We start from the raw sequence: 283 nt of genomic DNA on the forward strand, positions 1-283 counted from the left end.
TGTACTTATCGACACTTAGGCTCGCCCGGCCCTGCCCGAGGATACGCCAAACCCTTCGATCAGCGCTTCCGTGGCCTGTACATCCTGAAATTGCGCCTGAATTTCGATCAAATGGCGGAAGTTCTCGTCCGAAGGATCCGCATCCATCGCCGCTTCCGCCGCTTTCAGTTCCTTATGTAATGTGCGCGCGCTACGCTGCAAGTGCAGCGCCTGGTTCAGCGCGTCGCGGGCATCCTCGAGCGCCGCCGTCTCCAGTGCCGGCCATTGCCGCGCCCGTTTGATC

At 60.8% G+C, this 283-nt stretch carries 1 pseudogene; it reads right to left on the minus strand.

Annotated elements, in window-relative coordinates:
* Positions 1-15 precede the first annotated feature (15 nt).
* Positions 16-283 (minus strand): annotated as a pseudogene (locus tag EN804_RS36675) (DNA primase); the annotation flags it as partial.

The sequence above is a fragment of the Mesorhizobium sp. M8A.F.Ca.ET.161.01.1.1 genome (assembly GCF_004792105.1).
Taxonomy (GTDB): Bacteria; Pseudomonadota; Alphaproteobacteria; order Rhizobiales; family Rhizobiaceae; genus Mesorhizobium.